Origin of the sequence: Nocardia sp. CDC153 (assembly GCF_035818515.1) — a bacterium.
GTDB lineage: Bacteria > Actinomycetota > Actinomycetes > Mycobacteriales > Mycobacteriaceae > Nocardia.
Genome location: NZ_JAYKYU010000001.1, coordinates 1,526,387 through 1,545,534, shown reverse-complemented (window position 1 = coordinate 1,545,534; position 19,148 = coordinate 1,526,387). Strand labels below are relative to the sequence as shown.

Annotated in this window: 19 protein-coding genes and 1 tRNA gene; 4 read left to right on the top strand and 16 right to left on the bottom strand. The window is 66.8% G+C overall.

The genetic code is table 11. The features are described from left to right. Both VMT65_RS07065 and VMT65_RS07060 read right to left on the bottom strand, forming a co-directional pair. Window positions 1–978, bottom strand: coding sequence for a zinc-binding dehydrogenase (locus VMT65_RS07065; protein WP_326307121.1), 978 nt, complete (start codon window positions 976–978; stop codon window positions 1–3). A gap of 91 nt (window positions 979–1,069) precedes the next feature. Further along, window positions 1,070–1,660, bottom strand: a complete 591-nt coding sequence (locus tag VMT65_RS07060; protein ID WP_326307119.1) for a TetR/AcrR family transcriptional regulator — start codon at window positions 1,658–1,660, stop codon at window positions 1,070–1,072. Window positions 1,661–1,820: 160 nt separating this feature from the next. Between VMT65_RS07060 and VMT65_RS07055 the strand changes: the two genes are divergently transcribed. Continuing rightward, complete coding sequence (locus tag VMT65_RS07055) at window positions 1,821–3,335, top strand: cytochrome P450 (protein ID WP_326307118.1); 1,515 nt, start codon at window positions 1,821–1,823, stop codon at window positions 3,333–3,335. Here the strand turns inward: VMT65_RS07055 and VMT65_RS07050 are convergent. From VMT65_RS07050 to VMT65_RS07035, 4 genes are all read right to left on the bottom strand, one after another. Beyond that, on the bottom strand, window positions 3,314–4,279 hold the full coding sequence (locus VMT65_RS07050; protein ID WP_326307117.1) for a helix-turn-helix domain-containing protein: 966 nt from the start codon (window positions 4,277–4,279) through the stop codon (window positions 3,314–3,316). The two genes, VMT65_RS07055 and VMT65_RS07050, sit on opposite strands and share 22 nt — an antisense overlap. Window positions 4,280–4,320: 41 nt before the next feature. Beyond that, window positions 4,321–4,935 (bottom strand): ParB/RepB/Spo0J family partition protein, encoded by a 615-nt coding sequence (locus VMT65_RS07045; protein WP_326307115.1) that lies wholly within the window; start codon window positions 4,933–4,935, stop codon window positions 4,321–4,323. 301 nt (window positions 4,936–5,236) lie between these two features. After that, on the bottom strand, window positions 5,237–6,244 hold the full coding sequence (locus tag VMT65_RS07040) for a GAF domain-containing protein (RefSeq protein WP_326307113.1): 1,008 nt from the start codon (window positions 6,242–6,244) through the stop codon (window positions 5,237–5,239). A gap of 15 nt (window positions 6,245–6,259) precedes the next feature. Next, on the bottom strand, window positions 6,260–7,075 hold the full coding sequence (locus VMT65_RS07035; RefSeq protein WP_326307112.1) for an SDR family NAD(P)-dependent oxidoreductase: 816 nt from the start codon (window positions 7,073–7,075) through the stop codon (window positions 6,260–6,262). Between the two features lie 205 nt (window positions 7,076–7,280). Here VMT65_RS07035 and VMT65_RS07030 point away from each other — a divergent pair, with 205 nt between their 5' ends. Beyond that, window positions 7,281–8,105, top strand: coding sequence for a DMT family transporter (locus VMT65_RS07030; protein WP_326307110.1), 825 nt, complete (start codon window positions 7,281–7,283; stop codon window positions 8,103–8,105). On the opposite strand, the gene VMT65_RS07025 is transcribed toward VMT65_RS07030, so the two are convergent. From VMT65_RS07025 to VMT65_RS06995, 7 genes are all read right to left on the bottom strand, one after another. Next, entirely contained in the window at window positions 8,001–8,855 is an 855-nt protein-coding gene (locus VMT65_RS07025; protein ID WP_326307109.1) for an isocitrate lyase/phosphoenolpyruvate mutase family protein, read from the bottom strand. The genes VMT65_RS07030 and VMT65_RS07025 overlap by 105 nt on opposite strands. Next, on the bottom strand, window positions 8,852–9,973 hold the full coding sequence (gene aepY, locus VMT65_RS07020) for a phosphonopyruvate decarboxylase (protein WP_326307108.1): 1,122 nt from the start codon (window positions 9,971–9,973) through the stop codon (window positions 8,852–8,854). The genes VMT65_RS07025 and aepY overlap by 4 nt, the downstream gene beginning before the upstream one ends. A gap of 20 nt (window positions 9,974–9,993) precedes the next feature. After that, on the bottom strand, window positions 9,994–11,121 hold the full coding sequence (locus VMT65_RS07015) for a pyridoxal-phosphate-dependent aminotransferase family protein (protein ID WP_326307106.1): 1,128 nt from the start codon (window positions 11,119–11,121) through the stop codon (window positions 9,994–9,996). A gap of 29 nt (window positions 11,122–11,150) precedes the next feature. Beyond that, a complete protein-coding gene (locus VMT65_RS07010; RefSeq protein ID WP_326307105.1) occupies window positions 11,151–11,975 on the bottom strand; it encodes an EamA family transporter in 825 nt (274 codons plus the stop codon). 2 nt (window positions 11,976–11,977) lie between these two features. Continuing rightward, window positions 11,978–13,105, bottom strand: a complete 1,128-nt coding sequence (locus VMT65_RS07005) for a TauD/TfdA family dioxygenase (RefSeq protein WP_326307103.1) — start codon at window positions 13,103–13,105, stop codon at window positions 11,978–11,980. Between the two features lie 6 nt (window positions 13,106–13,111). Continuing rightward, entirely contained in the window at window positions 13,112–13,906 is a 795-nt protein-coding gene (locus VMT65_RS07000; RefSeq protein ID WP_326307102.1) for a methyltransferase domain-containing protein, read from the bottom strand. A gap of 281 nt (window positions 13,907–14,187) precedes the next feature. After that, complete coding sequence (locus VMT65_RS06995) at window positions 14,188–15,000, bottom strand: PhzF family phenazine biosynthesis protein (protein ID WP_326307101.1); 813 nt, start codon at window positions 14,998–15,000, stop codon at window positions 14,188–14,190. 80 nt (window positions 15,001–15,080) lie between these two features. Here VMT65_RS06995 and VMT65_RS06990 point away from each other — a divergent pair, with 80 nt between their 5' ends. After that, window positions 15,081–16,109, top strand: a complete 1,029-nt coding sequence (locus VMT65_RS06990) for an FAD-dependent oxidoreductase (protein WP_326307100.1) — start codon at window positions 15,081–15,083, stop codon at window positions 16,107–16,109. Between the two features lie 73 nt (window positions 16,110–16,182). On the opposite strand, the gene VMT65_RS06985 is transcribed toward VMT65_RS06990, so the two are convergent. Beyond that, complete coding sequence (locus VMT65_RS06985) at window positions 16,183–16,533, bottom strand: ADP-ribosylation/crystallin J1 (RefSeq protein WP_326307099.1); 351 nt, start codon at window positions 16,531–16,533, stop codon at window positions 16,183–16,185. Window positions 16,534–16,601: 68 nt separating this feature from the next. Then, window positions 16,602–16,674, bottom strand: a tRNA-Asn gene (locus VMT65_RS06980). Window positions 16,675–16,861: 187 nt separating this feature from the next. Between VMT65_RS06980 and VMT65_RS06975 the strand changes: the two genes are divergently transcribed. Then, window positions 16,862–17,107, top strand: coding sequence for a hypothetical protein (locus tag VMT65_RS06975; protein WP_326307098.1), 246 nt, complete (start codon window positions 16,862–16,864; stop codon window positions 17,105–17,107). A gap of 93 nt (window positions 17,108–17,200) precedes the next feature. Here the strand turns inward: VMT65_RS06975 and dnaG are convergent, their stop codons facing one another. Continuing rightward, a complete protein-coding gene (gene dnaG / locus VMT65_RS06970) occupies window positions 17,201–19,126 on the bottom strand; it encodes a DNA primase (protein ID WP_326307097.1) in 1,926 nt (641 codons plus the stop codon). Window positions 19,127–19,148 lie beyond the last annotated feature (22 nt).

Below are 19,148 nucleotides of genomic sequence, written 5' to 3'. Positions count from 1 at the left end.
CTAGCCGACCGCGACGGTCATCTTGCCGCCCGCGGTCCCGGATTCCATCACCTCGTGGGCCCGCACGATCTCGTCGAAGGCGAAGGTGCGCACCGGTTTCGCGTGGAAGACGTCCGCCTCGGCCTTGGCGATGAGATCGGAGAACGGGATGGAGGAGAGCGGGAAGTCCGGGGTGCCGAGGGTGAAGCTGCCGAAGAAGGACAGCTGGACGCCGCTGGGCAGATCGGCGATCGGGTTGAAGTCGGCGACCGGAGCCAGGCCGCCGAGGAATCCGGCCTGACAGACGCTACCGCGCGGGCGGACGGTCGCGAGCGAATCGCGCAAGACGGAGTTGCCGACCAGATCGAGAACGGCATCGACGGATCGGCCGTGAGCGTGGATTTGATCCGCGAGCTTGCCATCGTCGATGAGAACCTGTGCCGCACCGATCTTTTCGAGCAAGGCGGCATTTTGTTGCGACCGGGTGGTGGCGATGACCGTCGCGCCGAGGTCGGCGGCGATGTTCACCGCGGCCTGACCCAGCGCCGATGTCGCACCGCGGACCAGAACGGTCCGGCCGGGCTCGAGGGCGAGGTTGTCGTGCAAGGTCATCCACGCGGTCGCGTAGACCTCGGGGACAGCGGCGAGATCCGTCCAATCCAAACCGGTTTCGACCGGCACCACATTGCCCGCCGGCACGGTGACCAGTTCGGCGTACGCACCATTGCGAGTCCGGCCCATGCCGCCCATGATCGCCACGACCGCGGTTCCGGGTGCGAGCCTCCCGGCCGGATCGTCGGCCACGACGCCCGCGGCCTCGATCCCCGTGACCTGGGCGACTTCACCCCATTGACCGGAGCGCATATAGGTCTCGGCGTGATTGAGGCCGAAAGCCTTGACTCTCACCAGGATTTCACCCTCGGCCGGGATGGGGTCGGGTAGTTCGGTAGTGGTGAGCACCTCGGGCGCACCGTAGCGGGAGATGATGATCGCCTTCATGACAGAGCCTCATTCTTGAGTGAGTGTTCAACTATTGAGGAGAAAGAAGGGCCGTCCATACCGGACGGCCTCGCAACGGTTTTCGTCGCGGCTAGGAAGGTGTCAGTCCGGCGAAGGCATTGTCGACGATCGCACGCAATACCTGCTCGTCCGGATTGGCCTTGCCGACCACCATCAACCCCTGCGAGGTGGCTACCAATCCCTTGGCAGCCGCCACAGGATCGGTCGTTTCGCGGATTTCCTTGCGGCGCAGCGCGTTCTGGAGCGCGTCCCGCATGCGGTCCTCCAACCGCCGCAGATGCCCGCGCACCACCGCCGCGGCCGCGTCGTCGGTGGCGGCGTTCTCGATGGCGGTGTTCACCAACAGGCAGCCCATTCGACCCTCGGGCGAGAGCAGATCGGCCACCAGTCCGTCGAAGTAGCCGCGCACCTGTGCCACCGAGGCGTTCGGGTCGTCGAGCTCGCCGAGTTTGCGCGGCACGACGAGATCCGAATACCGGCGCAGCGACGCCAGGAACAGCGCGTGTTTGCCTCCCGGGAACGCGCTGTACAGACTGCCGGGCTTGACCCCGGTCGCCTTGACCAGCTCCTCCACCGAGGTGGCCCGGTAACCACGTTCCCAGAACCGGCGCATGGCGGCTTCCACCACGTCGTCGGGTTCGAATTCACGGGTGCGGGCCATGCGTCCAAGTTACTTGAACGGTTCTTCAAGAATCAAGCGGGAGAATGTGACGCAACCATGACGTCGTGACTCCCCACTCGGCTGCGCGAACTCCTACTGTTCAGTAGCATCCGACCGTAAGCCCTTCGGGGTGAACGACTTTCGATCTCGGGGATGGTCCATGACAGCGTCGGCCACAGGAAGCACCGAACTCCACCCGCCGCGGTGGCAGCCCGCGCCCATGCGCTGGCACAACACGCCGGTCACCTGGGGCGAGTCGTGGCGGCTGGCGCTGGGGCTGCCCAAGCGGGTGCGGGAGCGCACCATCATGCAGTATCTGGCGGCCGATCTGCCCGGACAGGACGATGTGCTGGTGGCCCGGCTGCCGATGGCCAAATTCGTGATCGTGCGCAGCCCGGAACTGGTGCGGCAGATCCTGGTGACCGAGCATCAGAAGTATGTGCGCGGGGCCGAGTTCGACATGCTCGCGGTGGTTTTCGGGCAGGGTCTGGTGACCCAGCGCGACGACCGGCTCTACCACCGCAACAAGCGGCTGGTGCAGCCGATCTTCGCGCGCAGCGCCATCGACCGGTTCGACGTGCCCATGGTGGAGGCCGCGCAGGAGACGGTGCGGCGGCTGCGGGCGGCGGGCGAACCGGTCGACGTGGGCGTGGAGATGACGCGGCTCATGCTGGACATCGTGGCGCGCACCATGTTCGGGACCGATGTGGACGGGCCGATCTCGACGTTCAAACTCGAGCGGCTGCTGAAGTTGTTCGGCGTGGGGGTGGCCACCAATGTGAGCCGCCCGCTGCGCGCCCTGTCCACGTGGCTGGTGCGCCGCACCGAGAAACCCGAGCGGCGGGCGGGCTCACGGCTGCCCGTGCACATCATGCGGCTCGGCTCCTGGATGATGGCCCCGCACATCATGTACGAGCTGCGCGGCATCGAGAAGGCCGTGGCCGGAATCATTTCCGATCACCGGGAAGGGCGCATCACCCGCAAGGACAATCTGCTCGGACTGCTCATGGCGGCCACCGATCCCGAGACCGGACACAGCTACACCGATCTCGAAATCCGCGACGAGCTCATGACTTTCATCGGCGCGGGGATGGAGACCTCGGCCACCGCGCTGACCTGGGTGTGGAAATTGCTCGACGAGCATCCCGAGGTGCGGGCGCGACTCTACGAGGAACTCGACACCGTGTTGTCCGGTCGCCCGCCCACGGCCGCCGATGTGGACAAGCTGGTGTGGACCAAGGCCATCTTCCTCGAGACCATGCGGCTGCACCCGCCGATCATGGCGCTCAGCAAGGTGGCGGTCGCGGAGGACGTGCTGGCCGGATACCGGATCAAGCCCGGGACCACGCTCATGATCAGCATGCACGGGGTGCACGGCAATCCCCGAGTGTGGGATCGCGCAAAGGAATTCGATCCGACACGGTACCTGCCGGAGCACATGACGCGGCCGCATCGCGAGGCGTCGCTGGCCTTCGGGGCGGGCAAGCGCATCTGCATCGCGCAGAACTTCGCGACCATGGAGGTGGTGCTGTCCATCGCCACCATCGCGCAGCAGTTGGATCTGCGGCTCGCCACGAACGAGCCCATCCGGCCGCAGCTTTCGTTCATCGGGGCGCCGGACAAGCCGCTGTTCATGCGGGCCGTGCCGCGTGATCAGGCGCCGGTCGCCCGGTAGGCGGCCGGGGTCGTGCCCCGCTCGAGGCGGAAGGCGCGGTAGAACTGGCGCTCGGTGGCGAAACCGGAGGCGTGGGCGACGGCCGTGATCGGCAGATCCGGTCGGGCGGTGAGCAATTGGCAGGCTCGCTCGATGCGCGTGCGCCGCAGCAGGGTGGCGGGGCCGTCCTCGAACTGCTCGAGCACGCGGTACAGGGTGCGACGCGACACCCCGCAGCCCGCGGCTATGCCGTCGACGGTGAGGTTCGGGTCCGCGCAGTGGCGGCGCAGGAACTCCACCACGCGGCGCATGGTCAGGGCCTCGGCGGTCTCACCCGGGATCGTGCGTCCGGCGGTCAACGCGATCGCGGAGGCCAGCAGGTCGACCGCCGAATTCGCCAGGGTCGCGGCCTGTTCCGGCGCGGTGTTCTGCAGGGTCGCCAGGTCCAGCAGGAAGCTCGAGACCAGGCCCGCCGGGCTGGTCCGGGTCACGGTCGTGGCGGTGGGGATGTCGTGGCCCGTGAGGCCCGCGCGGTCGCGCAGGCGGCCCAGGGTCACCTGGGCGGCGGCCATCTCCCAGTCGCCGTCGAATTCCCAGTGGTAGGGGCGGGTGCTGTCGTAGAACACCATGTCGCCGGGACCGACCTCGGCGACCCGATCGTCCTGGTACAGGCGGCCGCGACCGGAGATCTGGATGCTGGTGTGGAGGAGTTCGATGTCGGTGCGGGCGATGAGGGTTCTGGTTCGATCCACCCGCTGCCGGGTCGCGCCGAGGGTGGACAGCTCGACGTCCTGATACTTTCCGAGCGTGATCCAGCCGCGGAACTCCGGAGCGGTCTTCGGCGAAACCCCCAGCGGCACATACGCTTCGCTGAGTCCGGCTTCCCAGCGCTCGAACACCTCACCGGAGCGTTCGCCCTCCCCCGTGCGGAATTCGAATCGCTCAACCCCCGACAACCCAGCCACTCCAGACACCTTGCACCATGATCGATTGGTGCTTCAGTGTGTCACGCGGGGACGAACCCGTCGTCGGCTGTCCTGGTGGGCATTGACGCGGGGCGACGCTCGGAGCGGGCGCGGACGGGTGCGGCGGCCGATCGCTTGCGGATGCTCGCGACGGCGCGCTCGGACAGGCCGACCTCCTCGGCGAGGGTCCGGTTCGACCAGTCGGGGAAGTAGGACAGGGCCCGTGCGGCGGCGGCCTTGCGCTCGGCGGCCGACAGGGGCAGGCCGGGGCCGGAATTGAGACGGACGGCCAGTAGGAAGGCCTGGGCGTCGTCGCCGTCGAAGTACAGGGCGTCGATCCACTGGCCGCCCGCGGACTGGGCGGCGCGCACACGGTGCGCGCCATCGATGACGGTCATGGAGGGGCGGTGCACGACGACGGGCGGCAGGGCCGCGTAGACCTCGGCCAGGGCGTCGACATAGCGGGAGTTCTCCCCCGAGATTCGGACCGGGTTGTCGATGCGCAAGCGGTACAGCGGGATTCGCACGAGTTCGGCATCGGCCAGTTCCGGTGGCGTGGTGACCTCGCCCGGGCGTAGCAGCCAGTACACGAACCGTTCCCGCACCCTGTCGAACGCGCCGATCCCCCGCGTCGTCCACCGTTTCGGTTCGAACATGACAGCCGCCCTCCGTCCGTCGAGCAGCCCGAATTCCGGTGAACGCCACAGCGTTTCCGGACCAGGGCCTACCATCGACGCGCCAGGCGGCCTCACGGGGAGGACCGACGAGATTCCCGCTAGCGGGTGCGTGTGGGCGGAATTTTATCGGCAGGTTAATTTTGTCGGCAATCGAGCAAATTCGTTGGTCTACCTGGTATTTCGAGCATGATCGACGTGACCTGCGGCGGACGGTGCGCGGGGGTGCCGGCGGTGTTAGAAAGACAACAAACCTTACCGGCGGTTTGTTTGCTGGCCGGGGCTAGTCCCCGTCGGGCTCGCGAATGGTGACCAGGGCCGCCGTCGTGTGCTGGTCGAGGGCCATGAGCACGGCGCGGGCGTGCACGGGTTTCCAGCCGCCGTCCAGCGCGCGCAGCCGCAGGGTTCCGCTCGTGCGCTGGTGGGCGAGGTTGCGGCTCATCGTTTTCGCGATGTCGAGATCCTCCGGGTGGATTTCCGGCTCCGGCTCGCCCGCGAGCGACTGCCAGGCGATCTGCGGCATGGGCGGGCCCATCCAGCGCAGCAGGCGCAGGGTGCGCAGGTCCATGATGGCGCGGAACTCGCCCTCCTCCGCGGCGGCGTCGAGCACCCGGTGCTCGAGGATCACCGGCGGCGGGGCGGCGCTGACATTGGTCGCGTCGCCGATGTCGTGGGTGACGCCGCGGAAGAAGGTCTCCGAACCGCCTGCGGGACCGGGCTCTTCGAGCAGTCGGCAGGAGAAGTGCGCGGCACGCAGCGCGCCGTCGTCGCGGCGGACGGTCCACACCGCCTGGTGTTCGGTGCCCGGGGCCGAGCGGACGATCTTGGCGAGGGCGTCGGACTCGTCGCTATTGGTGATGACGCGCGTGAACACACCCGCGATGGCGTGCTCGCGCGCGCGGTTCTCCGGGGCGACGCCGTAGAGGTCCAGGAGGTCGTCGGACCTGGTCGACTTCGAGGTGGAGAGGTTGAAGTACCACGCGCCGACGGGATCTCGCGGCGGCACCGTCTCCTCGGTGGGACCGGACCACACCAGGACGGCGTGCATGCGCTCCGGGGTGATGAGCAGCGGATGGGTCAGGGTGCGGCGGCGGCCGTCCTCGCTCATCATCTCCACCGGCGCGAGGGCGGCCTGGGTGGCCGCGATCGCACTCCGCAGCGTCGCCAATGTCTCACGCTGCCGGAACATTTGGGCGAGTGGCACGAATTTCCTTGGCGCACTGCCGAGTCCGATCACCGAGGGCTCACCGCCCCCGAAGGTTTCGATCAGCAGCCATCGCGTACCGGCCATTCCGCCTTCCCCTCATCATCCCCTGATCACAAGCCGGAGCAGCCGCTCGTACTGGCCGCCCGCCACCCGGGCGACGGCGTCGGCGAGGATCGCGTCGGCACCTATGAGAACACGACTGTGGCCGCGCGCAATACCGTTCAGGATGATCTCGGCCGCCCTTCCCGGCTGGGTCCGCGCCACCTGTCGATCGAACCGCTCCGCCGCGCGGCGCGCGTCGATCCCCGCCGCCGCCAAGGCCGACCAGGCGATCCCGGTCTTGACACCACCCGGATAGACGCAGCTCACCGCCACATTCGGGTGTGTGCGCAGCTCGGATCGCAGCGATTCGGTGAACCCTCGGACCGCGAACTTGGCCGCCGTGTACGGCGCGGCCCCGGCCAATCCGATCAGGCCGTACGCCGAGGACAGATTCGCGATCCGCCCCCGCTCGGACTTCACGATGTGTGGCAGGAAGGCTCTCGTACTCGCCACGGCCGCACCGAAATTCGCCCGCATCGCCGTCTCGAAGTCGGCCATGTCGGACTCGGCCACACCCCCGTAGAACAGTCGGCCCGCATTGTTGATCAACACGTCCACACCCCCGAACTCCCGAACAGTCTCCCCCGCAACCTCATTCATCCGGTCCGGATCCGCGGCGTCCGCCACCATCGCCAATGCCCGCCCACTCGCGTCTCGAATCTCGCCCGCCACCTCGCCGACCCTCCCCTCATCGACATCCACCAGCACCGCCTTCGCCCCGGCCCGCCCCAACCGCACCGCCATCTCCCTCCCGATCCCGGCCCCCGCCCCGGTAACCACAACAACCTGTCCCGCATAAAAACCCAGATCCATACCCCCGAGTCTGCCTACCCCCCTTACTTTTTCGCGACACGAGGAATGGAACGGACCATGGTTCGGTTATGCGGCGGGACCCTTCGCGTCGGCATGGCGTCGCAGCTGCGTCAGGCGGTAGAATCTTCGAGCAAGATCGGCTCTGAACTTTTCGTTCGCACGCACTATCGGGACGCGAATGCGTCCTCATTGTTCGGCTATATCCGTGAACCGAGCGATTTGGTTGGAACTGGGAGCGCTCGCGGTGGAGCTGCCCGCGTTGATCCGGTGTCCCGGACGGGTTCTGGCGATCGGGCTGGTGCAGTCGACCGCGCCCTTGCTGCTGCTGACCTACGGGCTGCAATTCCTGTCGGCGGGTTCGAGCGCGATTTTGATCGGTTTTCAACCGTTGTGGATGGTCGTTCTGGCTCCCAATGAACGCCCACGCCACCTGAGCGGCCTGCTCGGGCTGGTCATCGGATTCGTCGGGCTCTCAATGGTTGTCGGATTCAACCTCGCCAGTTCGACTGGCGCTCTACTCGGCGGCGTCCTGGTGATCGGTGCCTCGCTCAGCTACGCCCTCGGCGCCCTGCTGGTCGAACGGCATCTGGCCCACATCCCACCCCTGAGCCTCGCGGCCACCACCATGACGATCACCGCAACGATCATGATCGTCCCCGGAATCCACCTGTTCCCCCTGAGCGGCCCACCACCGCCCATCGCCACCGCAGCCTTGCTCGCCCTGGGTTTGATCCTCACCTCCGGCCCTCTGGTCCTCTACTACCACTTGATATCTCGTTCGAACGCGTCGATCGCCGCCTTGGCCTGGTATCTCAGCCCGGCCGTAAGCGTCCTCTTCGGCTGCCTCTTCCTGAGTGAACCCCTCACCCGCCCCACCTTGATCGGCCTGATCGCCGTCTTCACCGGCTCCACCCTCGCCGCCCGCTCAGGGGGTGGTGGCGGGCTGGTCCATGCCGACCAGCGCGAAAAGCTCACCGAGCGAAGCGATTCGCGGCTCCATTTCGCTGGTGGAGCCGACCGCGGACAGTGACTCGAGGACAAGTTCCATGGCTCGCGTCGAGGCGCGGACGAGCTGGTTGGCGTAGACCACGGCGCTGATTCCGTAGGACCACAGCTGGTCGGCGGTGGTGGAGTGGTAGGTGGTCGGAATGCACACCAGCGGTAGGCGGATGCCCTCGGCTCGGACGCGGGCACAGTAGTCGGCCACCTCGGCGGGATCCTCGCGGCGGCTGTGGATCAGCAGCGCGTCGGCACCGGCCTCGCGGTAACGGTGGGCGCGGGCGACGGCATCGTCCAAACCGGCTCCCGCGATCATGGATTCCTGGCGTGCGATCACCATGAAGTCGTCACCGCGCTGCGCCCGCTTGGCGGTCTCGATCCGTCGGACCGCGATATCGGGGTGCTCCAAGTGATTGCCGTCCTGAAAACTGTTGCGCTTGGGGAACTGCTTGTCCTCGATGCAGACCGCGTCGATCCCGGCCTCCTCGTAGAGCCGGACCATGCGACGCACCACGGGGTAGTCGCCGAAACCCGAGTCCACGTCCGCGACGATCGGCAGCGAGCTGGCCTGACGCATTTGCACAGCGGCGGCATGGAATTCGGTCATGGTGAGCAGGCCCTCGTCGGGCAGGCCGTGTACGGCCGAGATGCCCAGACCGCTGGCCCAGGTCCCGTCGAAGCCGAATCGTTCGGCGAGCAATGCGGACAGGCCGTCGTGAGCGCCGATGAGGCGCAGGCGATTACCGGCGCGCAGGCTGTCGCGCAGCGTACTGCGGGTCATGGTATCGGTCCTTTTCGCTGGGCGGTGGTCGCGAATCGTGTGGCCAGGACGTCGGGCGCGGCGCTGCTGGTGGCCCGCGGCGGGGCCTGACCGATCCGTCGGCCGGTTCGGATCGCGGCCAGATGCGGGCCCGGGGCAGACAGCGCCGTTTGCAGGAAGCGCTCCAAATCGCCTGCGGCATGGCAGTTCACCGCCGTGCGGTAGCCCACGGCGGCCGCGACCGCGGCGAAATCCGTGGTGGCGGAGGTGGACGGCTGGCCGCCGGTCGATTCGTGGATTCCGTTGTCCAGCACCAGATGAACGAGATTGGCGGGGGCCTGATGCCCGATCACGGAGAGGGTTCCGAGGTGCATCAGCGCGGAGCCGTCGCCCTCGACCACGATCACCGGTCGATCCGGATCACCTTGGGCGAGGCCGAGACCGATCGCCGCCGCGTGGCCCATCGAGCCCTGCATGTAGAAATTGCCCGGGCGGTCCGCGACGGCGAACAACTCTCGTGCGGTGTAGCCCGTGCTGGCGACGAGCAGGCCGGGCTCACCGGCGGCTTGCGCGGCCGCACGTAAGACTTCGGCGCTGCTCAGCGCGTCGTTGTCCGGTGCCGAGGGCAGCGCGACCGAGCCGACCGCGCCCTTCTCGACGAGGATGAACGCGGGTCTGCCGACCGCGAGTTCGCGCTGCGCCGCATCCAGCAGCGAGCGAAAGCCCGATGGTTCGACATCGGCGCGCATGGTGTCGTGGTGGACGCCCAAGGTGTCCAGCAGGGCGTGCGTGGCGGGTCCCATCACCGCGTGCTGCGGCTCGTCGTGGGCCGGGTCGGGCCAGCCGCGCAAACTGACGAAGGCGAGGACCGGGATCCGGTAGGTCATCGTCAACGAGGTCAGCGGATTGACCAGGTTGCCCAGCCCCGAGTTCTGCAACATGAGATACGGTCGGCCGCCCGCCAAGGCGGCGCCCGCCGCAATCGCAAGGGCCGCACCCTCGTTGGCGGCCGGGATGTAGCGGCCCGCGCCGCTGCCGAGCAGCGCTATCGGACCGCCGAAGTAGGAGCAGGGGACACCGCTGGCCACGGTGAAGCCGCGCTCGTCGAGTTCAGCGCAAAATTCCGCTGCGGAGATCATGTTTCGTGCTTCTTCTCGTGTCAGTCCCGGGCCGCGAGCAGTGCGGCATCGAGCGCGAACTCCAGGGCTTCCAGCCGCTCCCACGGGATTTCCCCGAAGGTGCAGATTCGGAAATGCCCGGCCGCCAGCCCGCCCTGTCCCGCGTAGATGAGATAGCCGCGCTGGGCGAGCTCGTCGTGCAGGCGCCGGTAGGTGACATTCGCCGGAAGCCGCAGGGTGGAAACGGAATTCGCGCGATGCGGTGGATCCACCAGGATCTCGAGGCCGAGGCGCGCGAAGCCGGATCGCACCAGCACGGCGCGCTCCCGGTAGAGCGCGACGCGGGCGCGACGGCCACCGCGCTCGGCGAACTCCGCCAGCGCCTCGTCGAGGGCGTAGCAGATCTGCACCGCCGGGGTGAAGGGCACGTCGCCGCGGCGCTGACCCGCCAGATGGGTCGCGGCGTTGTTGTAGAACCCGCGCGCGGGAGCCTCGGCGATTCGGTCCAATCCTGCCGGTCCGCACAGCAGGAACGAGAGGCCGGGCAGCCCGTGCAGACCCTTGTTGGCTGTGCCGCACAGGATGTCGATGCCCACATCGGCGAGGTTCAGTTCCTCGTTGCCGGTGCTGCTGATCGCGTCGACCACGAACAGCGCCCGATGGCGGGCGACCACCTCGCCGATCTCACGGACCGGGTTGATCAAACCTGTGGTCGTCTCGTGGTGGACGCACACCACCGCGTCCACTCGCGGGTGCGCTTCGAGCGCGCGCTCGACCCACGCGGGATCGATCGGGGTGGTCCACCGGTGCAGTTGCGGGCCTTCGGGTCCCACCTCGTGGGCGGTGATGCCGTGGGCCCGCGCGATGGCGAGCAGTCGCTCGCCGTAGACGCCGTTGCTGAGGACCAGGAGCTCCCGGCCGGACCGCACCGCGCCGGTGACGGCCATTTCCATGGCCGCCGTCCCGGAACCGGTGACGAGCACCGACTCGTATGTCCGCGGAAAGTCCAGGGCCCGTGGCAGTTCGAGCCGCAGCCGATTCAGCAGCTCGGTGAATTCCGTTTCCCGGTGGCAGAGGTCGCCGCGAAGCAGTGCGTTCTTGACGCGCTCGGATGTACCCGCCGGACCGGGATTGAGCAAGACCGGACCGGCCGTTGCATCGCCGTACATACCGCTACGTACCTTCCATTTTCAATGCATCAACTCAGTAGGGCCGCGCCTGCCAGGATCACCACCGAGGCGCCGAGCCGGATCGCCGACAGCGACTCGCCGCGAAACCGCCAGCCGATCAACGTGGCCGCCACCACGCTGGTTTGCCGCAGCGCCGAGATCGGACCGAGCGGAGCGAGCGTGAAGGCCCAGATCACCACCGCGTAGGTGACGATCTGGATCACCCCGGCGAGCACCGCCGTCTGCCACTCCGGTGGATATCCCAGCGGCGAAAAGCCGCGCAGCGCTAGGAATGTCGCGCACATCAGCACACCGAAGACGAGGAAGATCCACACCGTGTAGGCGTGTGGATTGCCCGCCTGCCGGGCACCGATGCCGTCGATCACCGTGTAGAGCGCGATGATTCCGCCGGTGACCACGGCCAGCGTCATGGCCTGCGCGCCGCCGTTGTCCTTGCCGCTCAACATGGCCATGGTGCCGAACGACACCAGCCCAATACCCAGCAGCAGCCGCGGGCTCAGCTCCTCGCCGACCGCGATGGTCGCGCCCAGCGTGACGAACAGCGGGACGCTGCCCCGGATTACGGGATAGACCGAACCCAGATCGGCCACCCGGTATACCCGGACCAGAAAGAGGATGTACAGCACCTGCACCGCCGCGCTGATGATCAGACAGGGCCAGCTGGCCCGATCCGGCAACGGCAGCACGAGCGCGAACGGCACCGCGATGACCGCGGTGGCGATGCTCATCAGGGTGGCCATCCGCAGCCGGTCGCCGCCGCCGTGCAGAAGAGCGTTCCAGCCCGCGTGCAAGACGGCGGCGACCAGCACCAGTCCGACCACACCGGCCGACACCGTCAGCTGATCCGCTCGGCGACGAACCGGGCCCGGGCGGCGAGCTCGATTTCGCTGAAGTAGCCGCCGCGCAAGGTCCGGACGATGCCCGAAGCGCCGAACTCCCCGCGCCCGTGGAAGATTCGCCGATTGTCGAAGACGATCATGTCGCCCGGATGCCAGGAGTGGAAGTAGCACACCTCGTCGCCGAGCAACCCCTTGAACGTCGCGTACGCCCGGTAGAGCGGAATCGTCGACTCGAAGGGCACGGTGTCGAAGTACATTTTCGTCGGATTGTTGACCAGACCGACGACCTCGCCATTGTGGTCGGTACGGATTATCGTCGTCTCGTTCTCGTAGATCTTCTCGGCGGCCCGATATTCGGCTCGATAGGTGACGGGAATGGTGGACAGCACCCGAAATGCCTCGGGATCCGCTTCCCGCAACCGGTGTGCCGCGGCCAATCCGTCGGCGAATCGGGTGCGGCCGTCGGTGGCCGCGGTGGCTGCCGCATTGATATCGAGACCGTACAGGAATTGATAGTCCGGCGGGACGGTGTAGTACGGAATATCGGTGTGCATCGGCAGCTGCCGGGTGCTGAAGGAAATACTGTCCGTGGTGTCGTCGGGTTTGGTTTCCAGGTCGAAATATTCACCGAAATAGGAGCGGTCCACGAATCCGGCCAGGCGAGCGCACAGGGCATCCGAATCGGCATCGGTCTGCCCGTCGATCACCAGGATGCCGTGGCGGAACAAGCGGTCCAGCGCGGCGACCAGCATCGAATCGTCGGCCATGATGTCGCGGTAGGCGAAGCGGTGATCGGCGACCGCGGCGGGGGACGTCCACGGGATCCGACCGTCCGGTGCGGGCGGCCGCGCCAGGCGCTGGGCCTCGCGTTCGGCGAGCCAGCGCATCGGATAGTCGCTGCGATGTCCATCGGGCCAGATGATCTCGACCCTGTCCGCGGTCTGCCGGACGGCGCTGGCCGTGATGTCGGCCGGAATGGTCGCGGAGTCGAAGTACTTCTGCTTGGCGTGAATGTTGCGGCATTCCTCGCACGGGCAGGAGTCGCGCAGCCACACCCAGTGGAAGTGCGCGACGCGACCGGAAGGCAGTTCGGCGGACAGAAATTCGGCATGCCCCGTCGTCATCTCGCCTCACTCCGCGGGCGCGGTCGCCGCGAACAGGCCCTGGGTGAGGGCGCCCGCCGCGATGAAATCGATTTTCCGACGCCAACGTTCGACGACATGCGCGGCGTCCTCCGGCGCGATGGCGGGATCGGCGGCCGCCTTGGCCTCGTAGCGCGCCAGATCCGCGCGCAGCAGCTCGCCGGTCAGCTCGGACAGATCGGCCCCGGTCACATCGGTGAATCCGGCATCGGACAGCATTCGCGTGTATTCCTCGATGGTCGGCAGCGAGTATCCGGAGACGTCGATGTAGGCCTCGAACTCCGGTGTGCGCAGTCCGGCGCAGAAGTCACTGATGTGCAGGCGTCCCCCTGGTTTCAACAGTTCTCGACACCGCGCGAACAGGCTCGGCTTGTCGTGCTCGTAGAGCAGCGAGTCGCGCGAGTAGATGACATCGAACGAGCGCTCCGCCAACTCCTCGGCGAACGCGCTGCCCAGGATGAACCGCACACGGCCGCCCGAGTCGTCACCGGCGCGGCGCTCATCGGCCAGCTTCACCATCACCTCGGACAGGTCCACCCCCACGACCTCGGCGCCGGTGATGTCGGCGACATGGAACGCCGCCCCACCCAATCCCGAGCCGATATCCAGCACCCGCATATCGGCCGAAATCGTCATCTCCGACAACAGGATCTTCTCGAATCCGGCCAGACCACCCGGGCTCTGAAAACCATGCCCGTAAATCTCCTCGGACCGAATAATATTGTGCGGAACGGCATAACGAGCCTGCTCATACGCACGCAATTCAGTATCAGGCGAAACCATATCAACACCCTCGGATCAGCACGAAAATATGCGACTGCACCATTCTTACGCAATGCGAAAGCGCCCGAAATACGGCCGCTGAATTTACTTCCCTCGAAACTCGCCTGCGTCCAACTTGAATGTTCCAGTAACGCTAGCCGAGACGAACTCGGCTGTCCAGACCGGAGTTTGATTACCCCTATTCGATCCTCTAGAACTATGCAAATAGTCGAAAACAAATCCCAGAGAATCCAAGATTCTTTACATACCGCGAAGATCACTCCCCCGTGCGGGCGCGGGCTTCAGGCATGTAGCTCACCGTCGATCACCGTGACCGCTCGGCCGATCAAAAGCACACGGTCACTGACGATCTCGGTTTCCACGAGCCCGCTGCGGGCCGAGACTTGTAGTCCCGTCAAAGCCGACCGTCCGAAGCGGGCGGCCCAGAACGGTGCCAGCGCCGTGTGGGCGCTGCCCGTGACGGGGTCTTCCGGGATGCCCAGTTGAGGGCCGAAACAGCGTGAGACGAACGCGTATTCACCCGTGGGCTCGTCCGCAACGGCGGTGACGATCACCCCCTTGGCCTGCAACCTCATCAACGCCGCCATGTCCGGCTCGAGCGCGCGAACAACCCCCTCGGTGCTCAACTCGACCACAATGTCATCGAGCCCCTGCGCGTCGTAGACCCCCACCGGAGCCGCGCCCAACGCCTCGGCCAGACCCGGTTCGGCATCGATCCTGTCGACCGGGCTGGCAGGAAAGTCCAACTCGATCGCACCATCCGATCGCGGTCGCGCCGTGAGAACACCACTGAGAGTGTGGAATCGGACCATGCCGCCGACCGAGCCCGTCGACACCAGCACATGCGCCGCCGCCAACGTCGCATGCCCACATATCCGAATCTCCTGCGTAGGAGTGAACCACCGCAGATCCCACTCCCCACCACCCCCCGCGAAACTCGGCTTCACAAAAGCCGTCTCGGAAAGATTGACCTCACCCGCCACCGCCTGCATCCACCCCTCCGCAGGCCAAGCACCACCCAACACCAAACACACCCCGGCAGGATTCCCCCTGAACGGCCGATCGGCGAACGCATCAACAACCCGAATCCTCATGACCCAAGCCTAGGCAGCGCCCCGGCACCGAATTACCACCAAAGCCCCACCCACCACGCATGAAGCTAGGAGCACCTCAGATGGTCACGATCATCGGCGGCGGTATCGCCGGAATGGTTCTCGCCGGTTCGCTCGCCCGCCACGACCACCCGGTCACGGTCTACGAACGCCAGTCACCCACCGGCACCGGCGCATTCATGGCCCTCGACGGCCACGCCCAAGACGTGCTGGCCGAGCACGACGTCTCCCCCGACGATCTCACCGCCGCATCGCATCGGATCCACGGCTTTCGATTCCACTACCTGCCCGACAAGAACTACGTCCGCGCCCGCGGCCACCGCCTGTATCGGCGCGCCGATCTGATGCGCGTACTCACCCAATTCGCCTCCGCCACAAAGGCTCACATCCATTACGACATGCCGGTCACCGACATCGATCCCCGCTCCGGAACCCTCTACAGCGGCACCGAGATCCTCCCCAGCAGCGACCTCCTCATCGCCGCGGACGGAATCGACTCCATCGTCCGAGCCCGCATCGAACCCGATCGGACTCCCGAATACGCCGATCAGATAGTCATTTACGGCACCATCGACCACACACTCGACCTGCCCACCGAACCGGAAGTCCTCCACTTCCACGGCCAACTGGGCACCGGATTCCTCCCCACCACCACCTTCGGCCACCTGTGGAACGACACCGCCACCTTCTGGTTCGCCCGCCTCACCCAACCCCCGATCCCCACCTCGGACATCGGTTTCCACCCCGTACCCGCCTGGTCCGACACCGTCCGCGCAGCCGCCCCAGACGCCCCCGACCTCGTCAACACCCTCCTCGAAGCCACCGAAACCCTCCACGTCTCCAACGCCCGAAACGTACCTCTCACCCACGCGGCACCCCCACAACCCCGCGTAATCCTCTGCGGCGACGCCGACCACGCGATCACCCCCGCCGCCGCCCGCGGCGCCCGCGAAGCAATCGACGACGCCGCCGCCATCCACCACGCGATCCAGTCGGGCGACAGCGTCGCAGAGGCCATGACCCACCGCAGGCAACAGATTGTCGCCGAACGCGAAGAAGCCCAACGCACCTACACCCGCACAAGGTCGTAGACGATCCCCACGAATTGGCCCATCGCCCACAACCGCTTTGTGCCGCTATTGCGGTCGGCGGGTTGTTGTTTCGTCAGGGGAAGCGGTGGACGACTGTGATGGTGCCGATGATGTGGGAGTTGAATTCTTCGAGATCCTCTGCGGGGATCCAGTATTCGAGGATTTCTCGGCCACCTACCTGGTGGACCTCGTAGCGGTTCAGGTAGGTGGTGTCGACTTCGAAGCGGGTGACGAAGCCTGCGCCGGAGGCGGGGACGTTCCAGTCGCGGGCGATCATGATCGCGTATTCCTCGGTGAGGACCGGGTAGAAGATCGGCTGGTCGGGGAGACGGGGTGGCCATTCACGCCAACCCGATGCCGCGACCAGATCCAGTTCCTCCGGGCCGGTGGGGCGCCACAGGGTGGTCGTCGGGAGGTTGGTCACGATCGAACTCCGTACCGCTATATGGAATGAGAAAACCCCCGACCGGATGCACCGGTCGGGGGTTTGAGCTCCCCCATCTGGACTCGAACCAGAAACCTGCCGATTAACAGTCGGCTGCTCTGCCAATTGAGCTATAGGGGATTGTTTCCCTGGCTGGCCCTTCCGGACCGGCCGGAGAAAACTTTAGCGTATCGGTTGTACAGTTCCCAAATCGCGGCCCTACCTGCGGGAATAGTGGGGTGGGGCGTACGGGGTGCCGGATCGACAGGTGGGGGTGGGGTCGGGCAGGATGTGGGGGCGGACTTGCCTATGGGAGGAGCTTCTCGGGATGCTGCGGTTGATCATCGGTGTTGCGGCCGGGTATGTGCTGGGCGCTAAGGCCGGGCGGGCTCGGTATGAGCAGATCAGCAAGACGACCCGCGCGATCAGCGAGAGCCCTGTCACACGCAAGGTCGTGATGATCGGTCGCCAGAAGCTCGCGGACAAGCTGAGCACCCAACCCAAGCTGGAACCGATGGTGCCGCTGGACGAGCGCACCACCATCCTCGTGCCGCAGGATCAACTGCGCCGGTGAGGGATTGGGGCTCCGCCCCTTGCCCCCGGTGGGGCTGCGCCCCTACAGCCCTGCCGTAGGGCGGCGGGCTTCGCCGCCTGCCCACTGAGTTGGTCAGGCGGCTGAGCCGGGGCCTGCGAAGTCGCCGGAGTTGCCCATGGCTTGGGTCAACAGGCTCTTGCGGTATTGCTCCAACGCGACCAGGTCGCCGAACAAAGCCATGTAGGCGTCGGGTTGTTCGGTGGAGGAGATGCGCTGGAGTTTGGACTTCAGTTCGGCGATCTGGCGGCCTACCCAGGCTTCCTGGGTGCGGGCGAGGACGCCGGTGACGAAGCGGGGGATGTCGTCGGCGGACTTCACGGGGAGGGGTTCGGCGGCGAGTTCGGAGACCAGGGCGCGCAGGGTGAGGTCGTCGGTGTTGTCGGCGACGGCGCTGACCCATTCGGCTCCGGTGAGGCCCGCGGCGGCGCCGCCCGCTTCGGCGATGGCGGCGCGGACGGCGATGAAGGCGGGGTGGGTGAAGGCCTCGGGTTCGAGGGAGTCGAAGACCGGGCCCGCGTAGACCGGGTATTGGAGGGCCGCCGCCAAGGACTGGCGTTGGGGCAGCAGGGTCGGGTCGGCGGGGTTGGGGCGGGGCGCGGGGGCGGCCGAAACGTCCTGGCGGGCTTGACGTTCGGGGATGCCGGGCTTGGTGCCGGTGCGGGCGCCCTTGCGGGCCTCGTCGCCGACGCGGCGGACGACCTGTTGGATGTCGTCCCAGCCGACCCAGCCCGCGAGTTTGGTGGCGTAGGCCTTGCGGAGGGCGAAGTCCTTGATCTGGGCGACGACGGGGACCGCGCGGCGCAGGGCCTCGACCTGGCCTTCGGGGGAATCCAGGTTGTGTTCGGCGAGCAGGCCGCGAATGACGAACTCGTACAACGGGACTCGGCGGGCGACGAGGTCGCGGACCGCGCCGTCGCCATTGCGCTGGCGGAGTTCGCAGGGGTCGAGGCCGTCGGGGGCGACGGCGATGTAGGTCTGGCCCGCGAGTTTCTGGTCGCCGGAGAAGGCCTTGAGGGCGGCGGCCTGGCCCGCTTCGTCGCCGTCGAAGGTGTAGATGATCTCGCCGCGCCAGAAGTTGTCGTCCATCAGCAGGCGGCGCAGGATCGCGAGGTGTTCGTCGCCGAAGGCGGTGCCGCAGGAGGCGACCGCGGTCTTCACGCCCGCGAGATGCATGGCCATGACGTCGGTGTAGCCCTCGACGACCACGGCCTGATGGCCCTTGGCGATTTCGCGCTTGGCATGGTCGAGGCCGAACAGGACCTGAGACTTCTTGTACAGCAACGTTTCCGAGGTGTTGATGTACTTGGCGGTCATGGTGTCGTCGTCGTACAACCGGCGCGCGCCGAAGCCGATGACCTCGCCGCCGAGATTGCGAATGGGCCAGAGCAGGCGGCGGTGGAAGCGGTCCATGGGGCCGCGCTGGCCCTGCTTGGACAGACCGGCCGCCTCGAGCTCCTTGAATTCGAAACCCTTGCGCAGCAGGTGTTTCGTGAGCGTGTCCCAACCGCTGGGCGCGTAGCCGCAGCCGAACTGGCGGGCGGCGTTGTGGTCGAAGTTGCGGTCGGTGAGGTATTTGCGGGCCGCCTCGGCCTGCGGTTCACCGAGCTGCGCCATGTAGAACTCGTGCGCGGCGGCATTGGCGGCGACCAGGCGGGAGCGGGTGCCCCGGTCGCGCTGGACCGAGGTGCCGCCACCCTCGTAGGTGATCTTGTAGCCGATCTTGTCGGCCAGCTGCTCGACGGCCTCGACGAAGCCGACGTGCTCGATCTTCTGTAGGAAGGCGAACGCGTCACCGCCCTCACCGCAGCCGAAGCAGTGGAACACGCCATGATTCGGGCGCACATGGAAGGACGGAGTCCGCTCATCATGGAAGGGGCACAACCCCTTCATCGAGTCCGCGCCCGCACGCTTCAGGGCGACATACTCACCCACGACATCCTCGATCCGAACACGTTCACGAATCGCCGCGATATCGCGGTCAGGAAGTCGGCCAGCCACGGCACGAAGTCTAGCCTCGCGT